Origin of the sequence: Streptomyces sp. GC420, from assembly GCF_009916105.1 — a bacterium.
Classification (GTDB): domain Bacteria; phylum Actinomycetota; class Actinomycetes; order Streptomycetales; family Streptomycetaceae; genus Streptomyces.
This window is the reverse complement of the sequence record NZ_JAAAXQ010000635.1, coordinates 1-2,730: the sequence shown is the minus strand read 5'-3', so window position 1 is coordinate 2,730 and position 2,730 is coordinate 1. Positions and strand designations below refer to the sequence as shown.

General features: G+C 69.8%; 1 protein-coding gene and 1 pseudogene. Both read left to right on the top strand.

The window, feature by feature from the left end; all coding sequences use genetic code 11:
• Nucleotides 1-363 precede the first annotated feature (363 nt).
• Nucleotides 364-1,293, top strand: a complete 930-nt coding sequence (locus tag GUY61_RS37195; RefSeq protein ID WP_166634704.1) for a hypothetical protein — start codon at nucleotides 364-366, stop codon at nucleotides 1,291-1,293.
• Between the two features lie 240 nt (nucleotides 1,294-1,533).
• A pseudogene (locus GUY61_RS37190) lies at nucleotides 1,534-2,730 on the top strand (hypothetical protein); the annotation flags it as partial.

Genomic DNA, 2,730 nt, shown 5'->3' with positions numbered 1-2,730 from the left:
CCCCTTGAAGGTCCAGCAAGCCGAACCCAACAGGAGCAGCGGGCGGACACCGCCTTCGCCCGGTGTCCTCTGACAGATGATCTTGACCGCTTGTCGGGTGATCTTGACCGGTGTGGCTGAACGTCTGTCGGTGTCGCCCCAGCAGCCCGGCTTGGAGTGGTCCGGCACGGCCGCGACCAGTGAGACCGGTAGCCTGCCCGGCGGAGACTGCTAGGGGGTGTAGCTGCAGTCCCATGTCGGGCACCGGCAGGCGTCGTGGAGCCGGTGCCTCCAGCACCCAGGAACAGGACGACGGTGGACGACTACCCGCTTGCGGTAACCGAGGAGCACGGCGCCCGAAGCGGCCTTGCTGACCATCTCCCCGTGATCCACGCTGCGCTGGCCTCAGCTGCCGCAGACGTATGGGAGGCTCCTCCCTTCGAGCTGACGATCGTGCTCTCCGGTGATCTTGCCGCCTCGATCGCGGACCGCGAGGTCGGCTTCACCCCAGAGCGGCTCGGCGGTGGAACGGTCGGTGGCAAGACGATTCCCGTGCAGCGTGACTACAGCGTCGTCGAGATGCTCGTCGGCGCCCCGACCGGTGACGACTTCGACCAGCTGGAGTGGATCCACACCGTCCTCCACGAGTACGGCCACGTCATCCTGGGCCGCCTGCGCGCCGCAGCCGGCACCCGGCCGTCCTACCCCACCCGAGACCAGACGCTGCCGGAGATGGCCGCTATCTGGGCCTTCGAGGCCGCCGACGAGTACCGATGCGAACTGCTCTCCGACCACCTGATGAAGGGGCTGCAGCAGGCGGGCGTCCTCAGCAGCCCCGATCCCTCGGCCACCATCAGCCTCGAACTCCTGGTGCAGGACCGGTACTGCAGCACACTCACGCACCTGCTGGACTCAGTCGTTCATCCTGGCTGGCCGGACCTGGCCGACTCCTGCCTCGACGGCAACATCGACATCGTCACGATGTTCAACCAACTGGTCGCCGAGACCGGCCACCTCTTGAAAATGCTGGGCTACGCTGACGCGCTGGAGCGCACGGCCGGCCGAGGCCGGATCCTCGACCACTTCCTTGAGCATCTGGGCGCCTCGCTCTACCTGGCTCCCGCCTGGGACCCCATCGTCGAGTTGTTGGAGAGCACACCCTTCATCCCCACGCTGTCCGAGTTTGCGGATGTGGACACTCGGCTCCAGTCCCTGGGGCAGGGGATCGTCCGCATGTGGGAGACGCTCGGAATCACTGGCTACCTCACGGCCGGGAACCGCTTGGCGGTGGAGGTCGAGCCACCGCTCCGTTAGGAGTTTGGCCGCGAGCGGAGCTTCTGCCCAGAGGCCCGCCGGTTCCCGCCCGCTGATCGCAGAGTAGCGACGGACGTTCAGTCACGCCGGTCAAGGCCAGCTGGCAATCGATCAAGATCACCTGTAAGAGGACACCCGGCGTCCGAACGACTCTGGAAACTCGTCCACCCTGACTGTCACACCGCGCGCCGTCCGCACACCTGTACCAGGTGACAGCGGACCTCACAGCGGGAGCAGCACGTGACCCACACCGACACCCTCACCCCGTACACACCCCGGCAGCAGCAGGGCCTTCGCACGACCGAGGCGGCCGTCTCCCCGGTCGCCCTGCGCCAGATGGCCACGGGCGAAACCGAAGAGACGGCCCGAGCCGAGCTCACGGACTTCGCGCACCTCATCCCGACGCCCACGCCCGACCAGGCCCGAGGCGAGGCACGGATCTTCCACGCGCTGATCACCGCCTACGGCCGTCACCGCCCCACCCTCACCGGCGGCCCGTTCGGCATCCGCAGTCTTACCCCCCGCCCCGACGAACTGGTGGTGCGGATCGCGCCCGCCCAGATGGACCGATGGATCGACGCCCTCGCCCACCGGCCGGGCGGGACAGGCGTCGCGGGCCTGCGCTGGGCCGGCCGCCGAGACGGGATTGTCCTGACACTGCCCGGGATGAGGATGCTCCTCGCCGACATCAGCGAGACCGACTGGCGTGCCGCACTCGGCCGCCGGTCCGCCGACCAGAGCGGCCTGATGCCGCACTGGATCCCCCAGTTCCGCCGCGAACCCGAGTACGCAGCCGCCCAGGACGCCGAACTCGCGGGCCTCGCCGGCCACCTGTGCGCCACCTTGCGCCGGGTCCGGCTCCTCGACGCCCTCACCCGTATCAACGGGCACGTCCACCTTTTCACCACCCGCCACCACGGCGACCTCCACCTGATCGAGGCATGCGAGGCCACCCCCACCGTCCTGCCGCTGTGGACCTCCCGGTCCGTCCCCCTGGCCCTGTGGCCCGCCGGGCCGATTCTCGCCCCGGGCCCTGCCGATCCGCGCACAGCTGTGCTCGACCTCCTCACCGAGACCGAACCCGCCCGCGCACCCTCCGGCACCGCCGAGCACCCCGCCGCCCGCGCCCTCTGCCACATCGCCGGCCTCAATGCGGACCCTGTCCTGGTCCAGGCCGCCGAGCACGTTCTCGACGTCGCTACCCGCGTCCTCGCCGATCCCGCCCACGCCGGCGTGTACGCCGCCGGCGGCTGGGCAGGCAGCTGCCGCACGTACCCCGAAGGCACGGTCCACGGAAGCGACCCCTGCCTCCCGCCCGGCGCCGAGACCGTCACCGACCTCCCCGAGGAAGCCCTCCAGCGCCTCGGCCGGCACTTCTGCAGCCGTTCCTCGGACACCTCCCGCACCGACCTCGCCAGCGCCGGCCAGGAAGAGCTC